We start from the raw sequence: 18,729 nt of genomic DNA on the forward strand, positions 1-18,729 counted from the left end.
AAACGCCCGGTTACATTCCGAACCCGGAAGCTAAGCCTTTCAGCGCCGATGGTACTGCAGGGGGGACCCTGTGGGAGAGTAGGACGCCGCCGAACTCCTTTTAGAGCTCTGGCTCTTGGGCACACAGCCCAAGGGCCAGAGCTTTTTTGCGTTGAGGTAGGGTCAGGGGGCATCGTTGGCACGTTTCCCACAGGAGGCCCCCGGGTGGAGGTTCAGGAGACTCGCGTCCAGACGGACCGTGTGCTCACCATCCCGAACATCCTCAGCATGGCCCGCCTCGTCGGCGTACCCGTCTTCCTGTGGCTGATCCTGCTCCCTGAGTTCGGTGGGCCCCAGAGTGACGGTTGGGCCCTTCTGGTACTCGCTCTGAGCGGTGTCAGCGACTATCTGGACGGCAAGCTCGCGCGACGCTGGAACCAGATCAGCAGCCTCGGCCGGCTCCTCGACCCTGCGGCCGATCGGCTCTACATTCTCTCGACGCTGGTCGGCCTCACCTGGCGCGAGATCCTGCCCCTCTGGTTGACCGCCGCACTTCTTGCGCGAGAGCTGATTCTGCTGGTGATGGTGGGCATCCTCCGTCGGCACGGCTATCCGCCGCCTCAGGTGAACTTCCTGGGTAAGGCAGCCACCTTCAACCTGATGTACGCCTTCCCCTTGCTGCTGCTGAGTGACGGCAGCAGCTGGATCTCGTCACTGGCTGCTGTTTTCGGATGGGCGTTCGCCGGATGGGGTACAACCCTGTACTGGTGGGCAGGAGTCCTCTACGTGGTACAAGTCCGCCGCCTGGTCCGTGCGGACGCCATAGCCGATTGAACTCTCGGATGGTCCTGCTGCCGTAGCGGAGCGATGGCCTGTACCGGATAAGTGCGGGACAATCCTGGCGGGGGAAGTCGGCTAGACCGTCTCTTCGAGGAGGACGCTTCCGACATGAAGGCCGTCGTGATGGCCGGAGGCGAAGGCACGCGCCTTCGCCCCATGACCTCAAGCATGCCCAAGCCGCTCCTGCCGGTGGCCAACCGGCCGATCATGGAGCATGTTCTTCGGCTGCTCAAAAGGCATGGGCTCAACGAAACAGTCGTGACCGTCCAGTTCCTGGCCTCGCTCGTCAAGAACTACTTCGGTGACGGCGAAGAGCTGGGTATGGAGCTCACCTATGCCAATGAGGAGAAGCCACTCGGTACCGCCGGGAGCGTCAAGAACGCCGAGGAAGCGCTGAAGGACGATGCCTTCCTCGTCATCTCCGGCGACGCACTGACGGATTTCGACCTCACCGAGCTCATCAATTTCCACAAGGAGAAGGGCGCGCTGGTCACCGTCTGTCTGACGCGTGTGCCCAATCCGCTGGAATTCGGAATCACCATTGTCGACGAGGAAGGCAAGGTGGAGCGCTTCCTCGAGAAGCCCACCTGGGGCCAGGTCTTCTCCGACACGGTGAACACCGGCATCTATGTGATGGAGCCGGAGGTCTTCGACTACGTCGAGCCCGACGTGCCCGTCGACTGGTCCGGTGACGTCTTCCCGCAGCTGATGAAGGAAGGCAAGCCCGTCTACGGCTACATCGCCGAGGGCTATTGGGAGGACGTCGGCACCCACGAGAGCTATGTGAAGGCGCAGGCCGATGTCCTCGAGGGCAAGGTCGACGTCGACATCGACGGGTTCGAGATCTCCCCGGGTGTGTGGGTCGCCGAGGGAGCGGAGGTCCATTCCGACGCCGTACTCCGCGGGCCTGTCTACATCGGTGATTACGCCAAGGTCGAGGCCGGCTCCGAAATCCGCGAGCACACCGTCGTGGGCTCCAATGTGGTCGTCAAGAGCGGCGCGTTCCTGCACAAGGCCGTCGTTCACGACAATGTCTACGTGGGGCCGCACAGTAATCTGCGTGGCTGCGTGGTCGGTAAGAACACCGACATCATGCGTGCGGCGCGGATCGAGGACGGGGCGGTCATCGGTGATGAGTGCCTGATCGGTGAGGAATCGATCGTCCAGGGCAACGTGCGGGTCTATCCGTTCAAGACCATCGAGGCCGGCGCCTTCGTCAACACCTCGGTGATCTGGGAGTCCAGGGGGCAGGCGCATCTCTTCGGTGCCCGCGGTGTGTCGGGCATCCTGAACGTCGAGATCACACCGGAACTCGCGGTGCGGCTCGCCGGCGCGTATGCGACGACGCTGAAGAAGGGCTCGACCGTCACCACGGCCCGGGACCACTCGCGTGGTGCCCGTGCGCTGAAGCGTGCGGTGATCTCGGCGCTGCAGGCGAGTGCGATCGACGTGCGCGACCTGGAGAACGTGCCGCTGCCCGTGGCCCGTCAGCAGACAGCGCGCGGCAGTGCCGGCGGCATCATGATCCGTACCACCCCCGGGGTGCCGGACTCCGTCGACATCATGTTCTTCGACGGGAACGGTGCGGACCTCTCGCAGGGCAGCCAGCGGAAGCTGGACCGCGTGTTCGCACGTCAGGAGTACCGCCGCGCCTTCCCCGGTGAGATCGGCGACCTGCACTTCCCGGCCAGCGTCTTCGACTCGTACACCGGGTCGCTGCTGCGGAACGTCGACACGACCGGCATCTCCGAGTCCGGGCTGAAGGTCGTCGTGGACGCGTCCAACGGCAGTGCGGGACTCGTCCTGCCCAGCCTGCTCGGCAAGCTCGGGGTCGATTCGCTGACGATCAACCCCGGTCTCGACGAGTCCAGGCCGACGGAGACGGCCGACATGCGGCGGTCGGGAATGGTGCGCCTCGGGGAGATCGTGGCGTCTTCGGGAGCCGCGTTCGGCGTGCGCTTCGACCCTGTCGGTGAGCGGCTGTCGCTCGTCGACGAGAAGGGCCGGATCATCGAGGACGACCGGGCGCTGCTCGTCATGCTCGACCTCGTCGCCGCCGAGCGGCGCAGCGGCCGGGTCGCGCTGCCGGTGACCACGACCCGGATCGCCGAGCAGGTCGCGGCGTACCACGGGACCCAGGTCGAGTGGACGACCACCTCTCCCGACGACCTCACGCGCGTCGGCGGTGAGGAAGGGACGATCTTCGGCGGTGACGGCAAGGGCGGGTTCATCGTCCCCGAGTTCAGCAGCGTGTACGACGCCACCGCGGCGTTCGTACGGCTCATCGGGCTGGTGGCGCGGACGCAGCTCACGCTCAGCCAGATCGACGCGAGGATCCCGCGGGCGCACGTCCTGAAGCGGGATCTGGCGACCCCGTGGGCCGTCAAGGGGCTCGTGATGCGCCGGGTCGTCGAAGCGGCCGGAGATCGCTTCGTGGACACCACGGACGGTGTGCGGGTGGTGGAGACCGACGGCCGCTGGGTGATGGTGCTGCCCGACCCGGCGGAGGCCGTCACCCACCTGTGGGCCGAGGGACCGGACGACGCCTCCGCGCAGGCCCTGCTGGACGAATGGGCGGCGGTCGTGGACAGCGCAGGCCGGTAAGAACAGGCTGCACGCGCGCGTGCCGGACACGTGTCCCCCAACGGGGCCTGTCCGGCACGCCGGTGGCCCCGTTCGGAGGTAGTGCTCGCGACGTGCGACGATGTGCGGCATGCCGCAGCAACCCCCCATTCGGAGCACACCCACGCGGCCCCGGCGCCCGGATGCGTCCATGTCGTTGCTCACCAACGTCATGGACCACAGCCTCGACGACGGATACGCCGAGGCCGCCGAGCGGAAGAAGGCCGCGGGTGACAGCGGCATGCCGAAGACGCTCAGGGCGAAGCTGGGGCTCGCCGCGGGACTGGTGCTCGCGGCCCTCGTCGTGACCGTCGGGGCGGCGCAGGCGCGGGTCGCGGCTCCGGTCGTCGCCAAGGAGCGGGAGGAGCTGGTCGACCGCATCGACCGGGAGACCGAGACGGCGGACAAGCTGGCGGACACCGTCGACGAGCTGCGCGCGGACGTGGGCGCACGGCAGCGCGAGGCACTGAAGCACAGCGGCGGCAGCGGGGACTCCGACCTGGCGGGCATCCTGTCGGGCGCGGTCGCGGTGCACGGCCCCGGTGTGAAGCTAGTCGTGAACGACGCCAAGGAAGCGGCCTCCGGCGCCGGTGGCAACCCGCGGGAGACCTCCGGCTTCTCCGACACCGGCCGCGTGCGTGACCGGGACATGCAGCGTGTCGTCAACGGGCTGTGGGAGTCGGGTGCCGAGGCCGTCTCCATCAACGGGCAGCGGCTGACGGCGCTGTCGGCGATCAGGGCCGCCGGGGACGCCATACTGGTCGACAACAAGCCGCTGGTGCCGCCGTACACGGTGCTCGCGGTGGGGGACGGGCAGCGGCTGAGCACACGGTTCCAGGATAGCGCGGACGGGTTGTACCTCAACGCGCTGCAGGAGAGCTACGGCATCAGGACAGGCATCTCCGCGGAGGACGACCTCCGGTTGCCTGCCGCGCCGAGTGTGATCGTACGAACAGCACAGCCGAGCATTGAGAAGAACGAGAAGGGCACATCGTGATCGCCGTACTGGGCCTCGTGGTGGGAGTCGTGGCCGGGCTGTTGGTCCGGCCTGAGGTTCCGGCGGTGGTCGAGCCTTATCTGCCGATCGCCGTCGTGGCGGCGCTCGACGCCGTCTTCGGGGGGCTGCGCGCCATGCTCGACGGGATCTTCGACGACAAGGTCTTCGTGGTGTCGTTCCTGTCGAACGTGGTCGTGGCCGCTTTGATCGTGTTCCTGGGCGACAAGCTGGGCGTGGGTGCGCAGCTGTCCACCGGTGTGGTGGTCGTCCTCGGTATCCGGATCTTCTCCAACGCCGCGGCGATCCGCCGGCACGTGTTCCGGGCGTGAGGCCGATGAGCGAGCACGACGAGAAGCCCGCCAAGCCCGCCGATCCCGTCGAGGGCGACACGCACGACGGCAGTGGCGAGTCAGGGAACAGGCTGCGCAAGGAGCTGCCCCAGGAGGTTCCCGGCGCCGGGCCCGAGGCGGCGCCCGCGGCCGCTCGGACCCCGGCGGAGCCGGAGCCCGAGCAGGTACCGCAACCGCAGCCGGACCCCGAGCCGCGGCTGACCGGGCGGCAGCGGCTGGCACAGGGGGTGTGGCCGCCGCGCGTGACCCGGGCCCAACTCATCGTCGCCGTGCTGCTGTTCGGTCTCGGGTTCGGGCTGGCGGTGCAGGTGGCGTCGAACAGCGACAGCGACAGTGCGCTGCGTGGGGCGCGACAGGAAGATCTTGTCCGCATCCTCGATGAACTGGATGACCGTACTCAACGTCTTGAGGACGAGAAGCAGGGTCTCGAGAAGCAGCGCGACGAGTTGGAGAACAGCTCCGACCAGGCCGAGGAGGCTCGGAAGCAGACGGTCGAGAAGGAGAGGCAACTCGGGATCCTGGCGGGCACGGTGGCCGCGCAGGGGCCCGGCATCACCATGACGATCCAGGACACGAAGGGGACGGTCGAGGCGGACATGCTGCTCGACGCGATCCAGGAGCTGCGCGCGGCGGGCGCCGAGGCGATCCAGGTCAACGGTGTTCGGGTGGTCGCGGGTACGTATCTCACGGACCCGGGCAAGGGCGTCGGCGTCGACGGGAACAAGATCAACGCGCCCTATCGTTTCAAGGTCATCGGCAAGCCGCAGGACCTCGAGCCGGCGCTCAACATCCCCGGAGGCGTGGTGCAGACTCTCGAGAAGGAACGGGCCACCGTCACGATCGAGCGGTCGGCGGACATCGTCGTGGACGCCTTGCGAGCAGCGAAGCGGCCTGACTACGCTCGGTCGTCCTCGCAGTGAACCGGGGGTGCATGGGCGGCGTTCGGCGAGGGCATGAGGTTGCGGGGGGTCGGCGCACCGAATGGGCGGTGCGTGGTGGAAACTGTCTGGTGCAGACGGACGTTGTCAGGATGTCCGGGTCGGCCAGAGTGTTCAGTCAGGGTTCGTCCTGCCCCACGGGCGGGTCTGTTTCGGTCAAGGGGAATCGCCCGTGAAGTTGTTTGCGAAGTTGTTCGGCAAGAGCGCGCGAGAGGGCAGCGACAACGCGACCGCTCGCCATCGCGCACAGCCAGACGCGGAGGGCCAGCGGCCGCTGTTCCGGGACCAGGTCGGCGGTCCGGGCGGCGATGTTCCCGGTGGTCAGGGCGCGCCGTCGGTTGACCCTGCACAGTCCGCCGGAATAGGTTTCGGGCAACCGTCAGCCTCAAGTGCGGGTGGAGGGTTTTCCGACCCGTACGCGTCAAACGCCCCCGGTGGGCAGCCGCGGCAGGAGGATCCGATGTCGGCCCTGGTGTGTACGAGGTGCGGTAACCGCAACGCGGAGAACAGCCGTTTCTGCTCCAACTGCGGCGCGCCGCTGCGGGCGGGGGCGACACCGGAGCGTCCGTCCGAGACGACCTCCACGATCTCCATCTCCGGTCTCGAGGCCTACGACAGCGAGACCACCGGTCAGACGCCGATGCCGACCCTGTCCCCCGAGGCGCAGGCCGCCGTCGACGCGCTGCCGCTGGGTTCCGCGCTCCTGGTCGTGCGCCGGGGCCCGAACTCGGGCAGCCGCTTCCTGCTGGACGGTGACCTGACCACGGCCGGCCGGCACCCGCAGAGCGACATCTTCCTGGACGACGTGACGGTCTCCCGGCGGCATGTGGAGTTCCGCCGAGCCCAGGACGGTTCGTTCACGGTGGCCGACGTGGGCAGCCTGAACGGCACGTACGTGAACCGGGAGCGGATCGACCAGGTCGCCTTGAACAACGGCGACGAGGTGCAGATCGGCAAGTACCGGCTGGTCTTCTACGCCAGCCAGCGGGGCTACTGACCGGCTGCGTCCGGGCAGATCCCCGCAAAGGTCCATCCGTCAGGGAAGGTCCATGCTTCATACACCGAGCGGCGGTGCCGGGCACGGCACCGCCGCCACGGACAGTGGTGCCGATGGGCTGATGAGCATCGGCGCGGTGCTGAACGCGCTGCGCGGTGAGTTTCCCGAAGTGACCATCTCCAAGATCCGCTTCCTGGAGGCGGAAGGGCTCATCGAGCCGCGGCGGACCCCCTCGGGATACCGCAAGTTCAGCGCCCATGACGTCGAGCGCCTCGGGCGCGTCCTGAGGATGCAGCGGGACCACTATCTGCCCCTGAAGGTGATCCGGGAGCACCTGGCGGCCATGGAGCGTGGTGAGGCCGTGCAGCTGCCGGTCGTGGGCCGTCAGCGGGACGGCGAAACCGCGCTCGAGCAGCCCGATCAGCCCACGGCGGCCAGGATCGGGCGGGACGAGCTGCTCACGGCCGTCGGTGTGGGCGAGCGGGAGCTCGAGGAGTGGGAGTCCTACGGGCTCCTCACCCCGCTGGAGGACGGGGCCTACGACGCCGAGGCGGTCAGCGTGGCCCTGCTCTTCGTGGAGCTCGGGCGGTTCGGGATCGAGCCGCGGCACCTGCGGGCGATGAAGGCCGCCGCCGACCGGGAGGCCGGCCTCGTGGACCAGGTGGTGGCGCCGCTGAAGCGGCACCGGAACCCGCAGACCAGGGCTCATGCCGAGGCCCGCGCCAAGGAGCTGGCCGGGCTGACGGTGAAGCTGCACGCCGCGCTGGTGCAGACGGCGCTCGGGGTGCGGCTGCCTTGAGACGGGCAGGCGCTCGGGGGCCGGATCAGGCGCCCGAGCCCGGCCCGACTACCCAAACATCCCGGGCACGGCCTAGGGTTGCTGTGTGAACGAGCTCGATGTCGTAGGTGTCCGGGTCGAAATGCCCTCCAACCAACCGATCGTGCTGCTGCGTGAAGTGGGAGGCGACCGTTACCTCCCCATCTGGATCGGGCCGGGGGAGGCGACGGCGATCGCCTTCGCCCAGCAGGGCATGGCTCCCGCGCGGCCGCTGACACACGACCTGTTCAAGGACGTGCTGGAAGCCGTCGGCCAGGAGCTCACGGAAGTGCGCATCACGGATCTGCGTGAGGGCGTCTTCTACGCGGAGCTGGTCTTCGCCAGCGGCGTCGAGGTGAGCGCCCGCCCGTCCGACGCCATAGCGCTCGCGCTGCGCACCGGGACGCCGATCTACGGCAGTGACACGGTGCTCGACGACGCGGGTATCGCGATCCCGGACGAGCAGGAGGACGAGGTGGAGAAGTTCCGCGAGTTCCTCGACCAGATTTCCCCCGAGGACTTCGGCAGCAGCAGCCAGTGAGTTCCTCGGGAGCGGCAGCGGCCTGAGAAGCGTGTGGGCGGCCCGACGGACGATGTGGTCCGTGGCAGGGCCGCCCGCCGCGTGTGACGGGCGAAATGCCCGCATGTGCCGGTGGCGTGTGAGAGCGTCACCAGGCCCGTCCCATGCACATTCGGCTAGCCTTTCCCCGCGACGGGGCACGGGAAACCACTCTCAGGGTGATTATCACTCGGCGTGGCGAGTGTGGCGATCGTTGACGCACCCCTGGTGACTGCCTACCGTCGAGAAGGCAGGTCAAGGACGGAGGTCGGCGTGAGAAGCAGCGGCGACGGTACGGCTGGGGGCGGCCCCGAGCGCATTCTCAGGGCGAGCGGTCTGTACCCTCCCCCCGGCTCACGGCCTCTCCCGGGAGGGGGATGCCCCCAGCCCGGTAGTGGGGCCGACCACGTTCCGCAGCGACCGACAGCGGTGCCGAGCAGCGGAGGGGCGACGTCCATGGCGTCCGAGCAGATCGGCTATCGCGGCCCCACGGCCTGTGCGGCCGCCGGTATCACGTACCGGCAGTTGGACTACTGGGCTCGCACCGGGCTCGTCGAGCCCAGTGTGCGCCCCGCCCACGGGTCCGGGACGCAGCGGCTGTACAGCTTCCGGGACGTGGTCGTCCTGAAGATCGTGAAGCGCTTCCTGGACACCGGGGTGTCGCTGCAGAACATCCGCACCGCCGTCCAGCACCTCAGGGAACGCGGTTTCAGCGACCTCGAGCGCATGACGCTGATGAGTGACGGTGCGACGGTGTACGAGTGCACCTCGCCCGACGAGGTCCATGCCCTGCTCCAGGGCGGCCAGGGGGTCTTCGGGATCGCGGTCGGGGTGGTGTGGCGGGACGTCGAGAGTGCGCTGTCCCAGCTGCACGGCGAGCGGATCGATACCGGCGAGACCCTGATCGGGCCCAACCCGGCGGACGAGCTGGCGCGTCGGCGGAACCGGGCCGTCTGAGCCGTCCTGCGGCAGGGGGCGTAAGCGGTCGAAGAAGACGGGACGTTTCTGCGTCGACCCGCAAGCGCTTTCCGGCGGGAGGGTTCCGTGAGTGGTGAGCGGCTTCCGCCAAGAGGGTGTCTTTGGGGTGAGCGGTTTCAGGCCGGTCAGGTGTCCGGATGGCGAGCCGGCTCTGCCGGCGGGCGCTGGCGGGCCGTGAGCGGCTTGCCATGGGGCGTTCGCAGCGGTCGGGCGGGGCGATGTCAGTGGCGTAGGGCAGCATCGGGGGTGTGAGAACCTCGCCCACGATCCTGCATCTCGACATGGATGCCTTCTACGCCTCGGTGGAGCAGGCGTCCAAGCCGAGTCTGCGCGGGAAGGCCGTGGTCGTGGGCGGGCTCGGCCCGCGGGGCGTGGTGGCGACCGCGTCGTACGAAGCCCGGGTCTTCGGGGTGCATTCGGCGATGCCCATGGGGCAGGCCCGCCGACTCGCGCCCAACGCCGCGTATCTCGTACCGCGCTTCCACCTTTACCGGTCGATCAGCGAGCGGGTGATGGAGCTGCTGCGTGCGCTGTCGCCGCTGGTGGAGCCGCTGAGCCTGGACGAGGCGTTCGTGGACCTGGAGGCCGGCGGAGTGGCGTGGGACGAGCGATCGGCGCGGCTGGCCGGAGTGAAACTGCGCGCGGACATCCGTGCCGTCACGGGGCTCACGGGATCGGTGGGGCTCGCCGCCTCCAAGATGCTGGCGAAGATCGCTTCGGAGGAGGCCAAACCGGACGGGCTGGTGGTCATAGAGCCCGGGACCGAGCGGGCGATGCTCGGGCCGATGTCGGTGCGGACCCTGCCGGGAGTGGGGCCGGCGACGGGTGACCATCTGAGGCGTGCCGGGATCACCACGGTCGAGGAGATCGTCGAGGCGGGCGAGGACGAGCTGGTCCGGCTGCTGGGCAAGGCGCACGGACACGGTCTCCACGCCATGGCACTGGCGCGGGACGACCGGCCCGTGGTTGCGGAGCGCGAGGCGAAGTCGGTGTCGGTCGAGGACACCTACGACGTGGACATCCACGACCGCACGCGGGTCGGCCTGGAGGTGCAGCGGCTCGCCGAGCGGTGCGTGCGGCGGCTGCGCGAGGCCGGGCTCTCCGGGCGGACGATCGTGCTGAAGGTACGGCGGTACGACTTCTCGACGCTCACCCGCTCCGAGACTCTGCGCGGCCCCACGGACGACGCCGCGGTGGTCCGTGAGGCGGCGGCCAGACTGCTGGACTCCGTCGACACGACCGGCGGGGTGCGGTTGCTCGGGGTCGGCGTCAGCGGGCTCGCCGACTACACGCAGGAGGACCTGTTCGCCCAGGCGGCGGGGGAGCGGGCGGTCGCGGAGGGCCCCGTCGAGGAGCACTCCGTGGCGCCGGTCGAGGAGCCGCCGCCCCTCGCCGAGCGGCGCTGGCCCGCCGGGCACGATGTGCGGCACGCCGAGTTCGGGCACGGCTGGGTGCAGGGCAGCGGCCTCGGGCGGGTCACCGTACGGTTCGAGACGCCCGACTCGGAGCCCGGTCGGGTGCGGACGTTCCGGGTCGACGACCCGGATCTGGAGGCGGCGGACCCGTTGCCCCTGGTGTTACGGCCCGGGGCGGAAGCCCGGCCGCCCGGAGCGGTGTCTCAGGCCGTTTCGTCGGTGCCCGCCAGCTTGCCGAATTCGTGGTCGGGGAGCGGGGGCGGGGCGGCGACGTCGAGGCCGTAGTGGTGGTAGAGCTGCAGTTCCTGTTCGGGGGAGAGGTGGCGGCCCACGCCGAAGTCGGGGGCGTCCTTGATCAGGGCGCGGTCGAAGGGGACGTGCAGGGCACCCTCGATCAATTCGCTGGGCTCCAGGGGGACGAAAGCGTCCCTGCTGAACAGGCCGGTCCGTATGGCCGCCCACTCCGGCTCGCCGGTGGCGTCGTCGAGGTAGACCTCGTCGATCGTGCCGATCCTGGTCCCGTTACGGTCGAACGCCTTGCGGCCGATCAGGTTGCGCGGATCGATCTCGGTTCGCACGGGCCCTCCACATGGTCGCACCTCATCCGTAAACACTACAAAACGGTACAAGCGGGGATGCGGCCACTCGAAGGTTCGTGCGTTGGTCTCGCTGGTACGCTGGCAGCGGCTGCTGACCCCGTGCGGGAGAGTCCTCCAGGCACCATCGGAGGCGCCGAAGGAGCAAATCCTCCCCGGAATCTCTCAGGCACACGTACCGCACGGACGAGGTCACTCTGGAAAGCAGGGCGGGTGTCGACGGCTTCCGCTCTCACCGACGGTGAAAGCCGGAGGCCTTCGGGCGATCCGGTGAAGCTCTCAGGTTGAGATGACAGAGGGGGAGGCCGTCCGGGTACCCGTGCCGTGGTGCCCCTCGCAGGTCGTGTCGACCAGGAGGCCTCCGTTATGACCGCCCACCGCACTCCGCTCTCCGAGCTCGAAGAGGCAGTCCCCTTCGAGCAGCGCCACATCGGCCCCGATCACGAGGCCTGCGCCAAGATGCTCGCGCACGTCGGCTACGGCTCGCTGGACGAGCTGACCGCCGCCGCCGTCCCGGCCGTGATCAAGAGCGCCGAGGCACTGGACCTGCCGGGCGCCCGCAGCGAGGCCGAGGTGATCGCCGAGCTGCGCTCTCTCGCCGACCGCAACCAGGTCCTCGGCTCCATGATCGGCCTCGGCTACTACGGCACGTTCACGCCGCCGGTCATCATGCGCAACGTCATGGAGAACCCGTCCTGGTACACGGCCTACACGCCCTACCAGCCGGAGATCTCGCAGGGCCGGCTCGAGGCGCTGCTCAACTTCCAGACCATGGTCGCCGACCTGACCGGACTGCCGACCTCGGGCGCCTCCCTGCTCGACGAGGGCACCGCGGCCGCCGAGGCCATGGCGCTGTCGCGGCGCCTGGGCAAGAACAAGAAGGGCCTGTTCCTGGTCGACGCGGACACGCTGCCGCAGACCGTCGCCGTGATCCGGACCCGCGCCGAGCCGGCCGGAGTCGAGGTCGTCGTCGCCGACCTCAGCGAGGGCATCCCCGACGGGATCGCCGAGCGCGAGATCAACGGCGTACTGCTCCAGTACCCGGGCGCATCCGGTGCCGTGCGGGACATCAAGCCGGTCATCGACCGGGCGCACGAGCTCGGGGCGCTCGTCACCGTCGCCGCCGACCTGCTCGCGCTGACCCTGCTGAAGTCGCCCGGTGAGCTCGGTGCCGACATCGCCGTCGGCACGACGCAGCGCTTCGGCGTGCCCATGGGCTTCGGCGGACCGCACGCCGGCTACATGGCGGTCCAGGACAAGATGGCGCGCAGCCTGCCCGGGCGGCTCGTCGGCGTGTCCGTGGACGCCGACGGCAACAAGGCCTACCGGCTGGCCCTGCAGACGCGTGAGCAGCACATCCGCCGCGAGAAGGCGACCAGCAACATCTGCACCGCGCAGGTGCTGCTCGCCGTCATGGCCGGCATGTACGCCGTCTACCACGGCCCGGAGGGCCTGAAGGGCATCGCGCGGCGCACCCACCGCTACGCCACGGTCCTCGCCGCCGGGCTCGCGGGCGGCGGTGTCGAGGTCGTGCACGAGGCCTACTTCGACACCCTGACCGTGCGTGTCCAGGGCGGGGCCGGCGAGATTGTGGCCGCCGCCCGGGACAAGGGAGTCAACCTGCGTCTCGTCGACGCCGACCACATCTCGATCGCCTGCGACGAGACCACGACCCGCGCCCAGCTGCGCGCCGTGTGGGCGGCCTTCGGCGTCGAGGGTGTCGTAGAGGCGCTGGACGCGGCCACGGAGGACGGGCTTCCGGGCGCGCTGCTGCGGACCGACGACTACCTGACGCACCCCGTCTTCCACCAGCACCGCTCCGAGACCGCCATGCTGCGCTACCTGCGCAGGCTGGCCGACCGCGACTACGCGCTCGACCGGGGCATGATCCCGCTGGGCTCCTGCACCATGAAGCTCAACGCGACCACCGAGATGGAGCCGGTCACCTGGCCCGAGTTCGGGCAGCTGCACCCCTTCGCGCCCGCCGAGCAGGCCGGCGGCTACCTCACCCTCATCCACGAGCTGGAGGACCGGCTCGCCGAGGTCACCGGCTACGACAAGGTGTCCCTCCAGCCGAACGCCGGGTCGCAGGGTGAGCTGGCCGGTCTGCTCGCCGTCCGCGGGTACCACCGGGCCAACGGGGACGAGCAGCGCACGGTCTGCCTGATCCCGTCGTCCGCGCACGGCACGAACGCCGCCAGCGCGGTGATGGCCGGCATGAAGGTGGTTGTCGTGAAGACCGCCGACGACGGCGAGATCGATGTCGACGACCTGCGGGCCAAGATCGAGCAGTACCGCGAGGAGCTCGCCGTGCTGATGATCACGTACCCGTCGACCCACGGTGTGTTCGAGGAGCACGTCTCCGAGATCTGCGCGCAGGTGCACGAGGCCGGCGGGCAGGTCTACGTCGACGGGGCCAACCTCAACGCGCTCGTCGGGCTCGCCAAGCCGGGGCACTTCGGCGGCGACGTCTCGCACCTGAACCTGCACAAGACCTTCTGCATCCCGCACGGCGGCGGCGGCCCCGGCGTCGGCCCGGTCGCGGTGCGCGAACACCTCGCGCCCTACCTGCCCAACCACCCGCTGCAGCCCGAGGCGGGCCCGGAGACGGGCGTCGGGCCGATCTCGGCGGCTCCCTGGGGCTCCGCCGGCATCCTGCCCATCTCGTGGGCGTACGTCCGGCTGATGGGCGGCGAGGGGCTGAAGCGCGCCACGCAGGTGGCCGTGCTCAGCGCCAACTACATCGCCAAGCGCCTGGAGCCGCACTACCCGGTGCTCTACACCGGCCCCGGCGGTCTCGTCGCGCACGAGTGCATCATCGACCTGCGCCCCCTGACCAAGGCGACCGGCGTGAGCGTCGACGACGTCGCCAAGCGACTGATCGACTACGGCTTCCACGCGCCGACCATGTCGTTCCCGGTCGCCGGGACGCTCATGATCGAGCCGACCGAGTCGGAGGACCTGGCCGAGCTGGACCGCTTCTGCGAGGCGATGATCGCCATCCGCGCGGAGATCGAGAAGGTCGGCTCCGGCGAGTGGCCCGCGCAGGACAACCCGCTGCGCGGTGCCCCGCACACCGCCGGCGCGCTCGCCGGGGAGTGGGAGCACGCCTACAGCCGTGAGGAGGCAGTCTTCCCGGCCGGGGTGTCGACGGCCGACAAGTACTGGCCGCCGGTGCGCCGCATCGACCAGGCCTTCGGTGACCGGAACCTGGTGTGCTCCTGCCCGCCGCTGGACGCGTACGAGGACTGACCGGCTGACCGGTGACAGGGGGAGGGGCTCCGCGATGCGGGGCCCCTCCCGTCGTTCACCGCCGTGTCCTGTCGTGTCCCGCCGTGGCGAGTGACACCTCGGTCGCCTTGATCAGAGCCACGACCGGGGTCCCGGGTGACCGGGCCGGGTCCTCCGCGGCGTCCCTGCCTCAGACGCGGTCGACATGGACGTTCGTCGACTTCACGCGGGCCGTGGCCTCCATGCCGACCTCCAGGCCCAGTTCCTCCACCGCCTCGCGGGTGAGCAGTGAGACGAGTCGGTGCGGGCCCGCCTGGATCTCGACCTGGGCGGCGACGTCGCCGAGTTTGATCGCGGTGACGATGCCGGGAAAGGCGTTGCGGGCCGAGGTGTACGGGGTGTCCTCCTCGGCGGTGCCGGACCGGGCGAGCTCTACGGAGAAGGCGGCCAGGTCCCTCCCGGCGATGAGACGGCGTCCGGTCTCGTCGCGGTGGGTCGTGATGCGGCCCGCGTCGGCCCAGCGGCGGGCGGTGTCCGGGCTGACGCCGAGCAGCCGCGCTGCCTGGCCGATCGTGTAGGACTGCATGCCGGTCACGATAGGGGGCGCGAGAGGGCGGCGGGGGATGCGGGGGAAGCGGGGGGTGGGCCGTCGGGCGTGACGCGACAGGGCGCTGACCGCATACGACGGCCTTGGCCCGACTTACCCCACGTGCACCCTCGGCCGCCGCTTGCGGTCCGGCTCCGCCTCGCGCAGGACCTCGCGGGTCACCGGGGCGACCTCGCCCTGGCCGAACAGGAAGAAGCGCAGGAAGTTGGCGAAGGGTCCGCCCTCGGTCCACTCGAAGTAGATGTGCGGGGTCCGGTCGGTCGTGTCGCGGACGTGCAGCAGCAGCGCGGCCAGGGCGTTGGGGATGGAGGACGATTCCAGGGTCAGGACGCGGTAGCGGCCGTGCAGCACCTCGCCGCGTACGGTCAGACCGGCCTCGAACTCGGACGGGTCGGTCACCGTCACCTCGACGAAGACGAAGTCCTCCTGGCCGGACACGTCGTTGTCGTGCCGGATCTGCTCGATCTTGTCGCGGTACTCGGCGATGTCGCGCCGGTCGGGCTCGTTGGCGATGAACCGCATCCGGCGGCTGGCCATGTCCCGGACGAAGCGCTCCGCCATGTCGTCCAGCGTCACGCTGGTCACGCGCAGCTCGAACGCCCGGGCCAGGCGTGACAACAGGGAGACCAGGATGATGCCGGCGATGAAGCAGGCGCCGATCTTCACGCCGTCCGGGCGTTCGATGACGTTGAGCACGGTCGTGTAGAGGAACACCGCGGAGATCACCGCGAAGGCGATCGTCCAGTTCCGCTGCCGGGCCTTGCGGGCGGCGATGGTCACCGCGATCGCCGCTGAGCTGATGAGGACCAGCACGCCGGTGGCGTAGGCGCCGCCCTGGGCGTTGACGTCGGCGTCGAAGATCCAGGTGACCAGGAAGGCGATCAGGGTGAAGACGATGACCATGGGCCGTACGGCGCGGGCCCAGTGCGGGGCCATGCCGTAACGGGGGAGGTAGCGCGGCATCAGATTGAGCAGACCGGCCATGGCGGACGCGCCGGCGAACCAGAGGATGGCGATCGTCGAGACGTCGTAGACGGTGCCGAAGGTGTTGCCGAGGTAGTGGTGCGCCAGGTAGGCGAGGGCACGGCCGTTGGCCTGGCCGCCCGCCTCGAACTCCTTCTCCGGGATGAGGAGGGTGGTGATGAAGCTGGTGGTGATCAGGAAGACGCTCATGATCAGGGCGGCCGTGGTGAGCAGCTTCTTCGTGTCACGGATGCGCCCGGCCGGCCGCTCCTCGGTGTCGTCCGCGTCGCCCTTGACGTGCGGCATCACGGCGACGCCCGTCTCGAACCCGGAGAGGCCCAGGGCCAGTTTGGGGAAGACGAGCAGGGCGACGCCGATCATGGCGAAGACGTTGCTGTGCTGGGCGGTGAGGGCGCTCGACCAGTCGGTGATCACATGACCGGCCGTGATGACGTGGTAGAGGCCGACGACCACCACGACCGCGTTCAGCGCCAGGTAGGCGCCGACGAGGGCGACGGCGACACCGATGGCCTCCAGGAAGCCCTTGAGGAACACCGCGCCCAGCAGGGCCACCAGGACCAGAGTGATCAGCAGCTGCTTGTCGTGCAGCGCACCCGTCAGATGCGGGTTCTCCACCAGGTGGGTGGAGGCGTCGGCGGCCGACAGGGTGATGGTGATGAGGAAGTCGGTGGCGGCGAAGCCCAGCAGGGTCAGGACGAACAGCTTGCCCTGCCAGAAGGAGAGCAGCCGCTCCAGCATCGCGATCGAGCCTTCGCCGCGGGGGCTCTCCTCGGCCACTCGGCGGTAGACGGGCAGGGCGCCCGCCAGTGTGACGACGATCAGGACGATGGTCGCGATCGGCGACAGCAGTCCGGCGGCCAGGGCCGCGATGCCCGGCTGGTATCCGAGGGTCGAGAAGTAGTCGACGCCGGTCAGGCACATCACCCGCCACCAGCGCTGGCCGCGGTGCGGAGGCTTTGGCTCGGCATGCGGCCCGGTGTGGCCGCCGCCCTTGCCCATGTCCGACAGGCCCTCCAGCATCCAGGCGCGCAGACGGCTGGGTGGGTAAGGCTCCGGACGGCTCGGTGCCGGGTGCTCGGTGGTGGCCATCGACGTGCTCCCGATGTGCGGCTCAGCGTGGTTTCCGGCCATCACTGGACGGCCCGCTCAGCGTAAGCGGAGCGTGACGCCGTGGCCCGCGGTCGAAGGGGCTGAGCGCGTCAAGCTTCCGTTAAGACTGTCGGCCGGGGCGGTCGGGCCTTCGAAAACGCGAGCTGAGCGGGCGTCGGAGGGCGTTGCCCGCGGTGGGGGCGGTGCTCTCCCGTCCACGCGGGTGGACACCCTGTGTGATCACGACCCGGTCGACTTCGTAACGTTCGTCCGATGATTCGAATGTTTCGCATCCGGATCAGGTTCCGTCATTGCCGACAGATTCACCGCGTACAAGGGGTTGCCACCGTTTACGCGCTGTCTCTAGGGTGCGGCAGCAGCGAAGCTTTCTGATTCTGATCCGAAACTTTCGACACTCTCGAGGAGTGCATGATGGGCGACCCCGCACTGTCCCGCCGCGGCTTCCTGGCGTCCTCCGCCGCGGCCGGTCTGGGGATGACGGCACTGACCGCATGCGGCGGGGACTCGGACGGGGGGTCGTCCGGGACGACCACGATCGAGTGGTGGAACATCTCCACCACCGAGCCGTCCAAGACCGTCTGGGCCGCTCTGGCGCGGAAGTTCGAGGCGCAGAACCCCAAGGTCAAGGTAAAGATCGTCCAGCTGGAGAACGACGCCTACAAGTCGAAGATGACGGCCCTGACCGCCTCCGGGAAGCTGCCCGACATCTTCCACACCTGGGGCGGCGGCGTGCTGAAGCAGCAGGTCGACGCCGGGCTCGTCGAGAACCTCACGGACCGGACCAAGCCGTGGGGCGACGCACTGCTGCCGGTCGCCCGGGAGCCGTACCTGTTCGACGACCAGGCCTACGGCATCCCGTTCGACATCGGCATGATCGGCTTCTGGTACAACAAGGCGCTCTTCCGGAAGGCCGGCATCGCCGAGCCGCCGACCACCTGGGACGGCTTCCTCGACGCCGTACGCAAACTGAAGGCCGCCAAGGTCACGCCCCTGGCCCTGGCCGGCAAGGAGAAGTGGCCCGGCATGTACTACTGGGCCTACCTCGCCATGCGCACCGCCGGCGCCGAGGCGCTGCAGAAGGCATACGACGGCAAGGACTTCACCGGCGCCCCCTTCCTGGAGGCGGGCGAGCACCTGAAGGAACTCGTCGCCCTGCAGCCGTTCCAGAAGGGCTTCCTCGGAGCCGCCTACTCGTCGCCCACCGGCCAGGCCGCCGCCGTCGGCAACGGCAAGGCGGCCATGGAACTCATGGGCCAGTGGGCGCCCACGGTGCAGGCCGACGCGGGCAAGGGGCTCGGCAAGGACCTCGGCTTCTTCCCGTTCCCCGCGGTCGAGGGCGGCAAGGGCGCCATCACCGAGGTGTTCGGCGGAGGCGGTGGCCACGCGCTGCGCAGGGGCGCCCCGCAGGAGGCCGTGGACTTCCTCAAGTTCTTCGCGTCCGAGGCCACCGATCTGGAACTGGTCAAGAAGACCGGTGTCCTGCCCGTCGTCCCGGCGGCCGAGAGCGCCATCGCCGACCCCAACATCAAGTCCGTGCAGGCCCAGCTGAAGGCAGCCACCGGCTTCCAGCTCTACCTCGACCAGGCGTACGCGCCCGCCGTCGGCCAGGAAGTCAACGACAGTGTGGCCGCGCTCATCGCCGGCTCCAAGTCGCCCGGGCAGGTCGCGCAGTCGATCACGAAGACCGCGAAGGAAGAGCAGTAGCAGGC

General features: G+C 69.3%; 15 protein-coding genes, 1 rRNA gene and 1 riboswitch. Of the genes, 13 read left to right on the plus strand and 3 right to left on the minus strand.

Going from position 1 to position 18,729, the window contains the following annotated elements:
- The 11 genes from rrf to ACFCXS_RS19785 form a co-directional block, all read left to right on the plus strand.
- A 5S ribosomal RNA gene (gene rrf / locus ACFCXS_RS19735) occupies nucleotides 1–95 on the plus strand; the annotation flags it as partial.
- A 109-nt stretch (nucleotides 96–204) separates the two neighbouring features.
- The gene (locus ACFCXS_RS19740) at nucleotides 205–813 is read left to right on the plus strand and encodes a CDP-alcohol phosphatidyltransferase family protein (RefSeq protein WP_376644636.1); all 609 of its coding nucleotides are present in this window, start codon (nucleotides 205–207) and stop codon (nucleotides 811–813) included.
- 114 nt (nucleotides 814–927) lie between these two features.
- The gene (locus ACFCXS_RS19745; protein WP_376644637.1) at nucleotides 928–3,423 is read left to right on the plus strand and encodes a sugar phosphate nucleotidyltransferase; all 2,496 of its coding nucleotides are present in this window, start codon (nucleotides 928–930) and stop codon (nucleotides 3,421–3,423) included.
- Between the two features lie 100 nt (nucleotides 3,424–3,523).
- Entirely contained in the window at nucleotides 3,524–4,438 is a 915-nt protein-coding gene (locus ACFCXS_RS19750; protein ID WP_376644638.1) for a DUF881 domain-containing protein, read from the plus strand.
- Entirely contained in the window at nucleotides 4,435–4,767 is a 333-nt protein-coding gene (locus ACFCXS_RS19755; protein ID WP_003988855.1) for a small basic family protein, read from the plus strand. Before ACFCXS_RS19750 ends, ACFCXS_RS19755 begins: the two co-directional genes overlap by 4 nt.
- Nucleotides 4,768–4,772: 5 nt before the next feature.
- On the plus strand, nucleotides 4,773–5,708 hold the full coding sequence (locus tag ACFCXS_RS19760; RefSeq protein WP_376644639.1) for a DUF881 domain-containing protein: 936 nt from the start codon (nucleotides 4,773–4,775) through the stop codon (nucleotides 5,706–5,708).
- Nucleotides 5,709–5,769: 61 nt separating this feature from the next.
- Nucleotides 5,770–6,723, plus strand: coding sequence for an FHA domain-containing protein (locus ACFCXS_RS19765; RefSeq protein ID WP_376644640.1), 954 nt, complete (start codon nucleotides 5,770–5,772; stop codon nucleotides 6,721–6,723).
- 52 nt (nucleotides 6,724–6,775) lie between these two features.
- A complete protein-coding gene (locus ACFCXS_RS19770) occupies nucleotides 6,776–7,522 on the plus strand; it encodes a MerR family transcriptional regulator (RefSeq protein ID WP_376644641.1) in 747 nt (248 codons plus the stop codon).
- An 85-nt stretch (nucleotides 7,523–7,607) separates the two neighbouring features.
- A complete protein-coding gene (locus ACFCXS_RS19775; RefSeq protein ID WP_003988851.1) occupies nucleotides 7,608–8,081 on the plus strand; it encodes a bifunctional nuclease family protein in 474 nt (157 codons plus the stop codon).
- 291 nt (nucleotides 8,082–8,372) lie between these two features.
- Nucleotides 8,373–9,056, plus strand: coding sequence for a MerR family transcriptional regulator (locus ACFCXS_RS19780; protein ID WP_376644642.1), 684 nt, complete (start codon nucleotides 8,373–8,375; stop codon nucleotides 9,054–9,056).
- Nucleotides 9,057–9,325: 269 nt separating this feature from the next.
- On the plus strand, nucleotides 9,326–10,777 hold the full coding sequence (locus ACFCXS_RS19785) for a DNA polymerase IV (protein WP_376644643.1): 1,452 nt from the start codon (nucleotides 9,326–9,328) through the stop codon (nucleotides 10,775–10,777).
- Here the strand turns inward: ACFCXS_RS19785 and ACFCXS_RS19790 are convergent.
- Nucleotides 10,696–11,070, minus strand: a complete 375-nt coding sequence (locus ACFCXS_RS19790) for a PRC-barrel domain-containing protein (RefSeq protein ID WP_376644644.1) — start codon at nucleotides 11,068–11,070, stop codon at nucleotides 10,696–10,698. The two genes, ACFCXS_RS19785 and ACFCXS_RS19790, sit on opposite strands and share 82 nt — an antisense overlap.
- 113 nt (nucleotides 11,071–11,183) lie before the next feature.
- Nucleotides 11,184–11,279: riboswitch (glycine riboswitch) on the plus strand.
- A gap of 175 nt (nucleotides 11,280–11,454) precedes the next feature.
- Between ACFCXS_RS19790 and gcvP the strand changes: the two genes are divergently transcribed.
- Entirely contained in the window at nucleotides 11,455–14,340 is a 2,886-nt protein-coding gene (gcvP, locus tag ACFCXS_RS19795) for an aminomethyl-transferring glycine dehydrogenase (RefSeq protein WP_376644645.1), read from the plus strand.
- 169 nt (nucleotides 14,341–14,509) lie between these two features.
- Here gcvP and ACFCXS_RS19800 read toward each other — a convergent pair whose 3' ends face one another.
- Together ACFCXS_RS19800 and ACFCXS_RS19805 are read right to left on the minus strand one after the other, a co-directional pair.
- Complete coding sequence (locus tag ACFCXS_RS19800) at nucleotides 14,510–14,905, minus strand: molybdopterin-binding protein (protein WP_376644646.1); 396 nt, start codon at nucleotides 14,903–14,905, stop codon at nucleotides 14,510–14,512.
- Nucleotides 14,906–15,019: 114 nt separating this feature from the next.
- Nucleotides 15,020–16,999: an amino acid transporter gene (locus ACFCXS_RS19805; RefSeq protein ID WP_376644647.1), complete on the minus strand. Its 1,980-nt coding sequence runs from the start codon at nucleotides 16,997–16,999 to the stop codon at nucleotides 15,020–15,022.
- Nucleotides 17,000–17,431: 432 nt separating this feature from the next.
- Here ACFCXS_RS19805 and ACFCXS_RS19810 point away from each other — a divergent pair, with 432 nt between their 5' ends.
- A complete protein-coding gene (locus tag ACFCXS_RS19810) occupies nucleotides 17,432–18,724 on the plus strand; it encodes an extracellular solute-binding protein (protein WP_376644648.1) in 1,293 nt (430 codons plus the stop codon).
- Nucleotides 18,725–18,729 lie beyond the last annotated feature (5 nt).

Source organism: Streptomyces sp. NPDC056373, from assembly GCF_042262425.1.
In the GTDB taxonomy this organism is placed as follows: Bacteria; Actinomycetota; Actinomycetes; order Streptomycetales; family Streptomycetaceae; genus Streptomyces.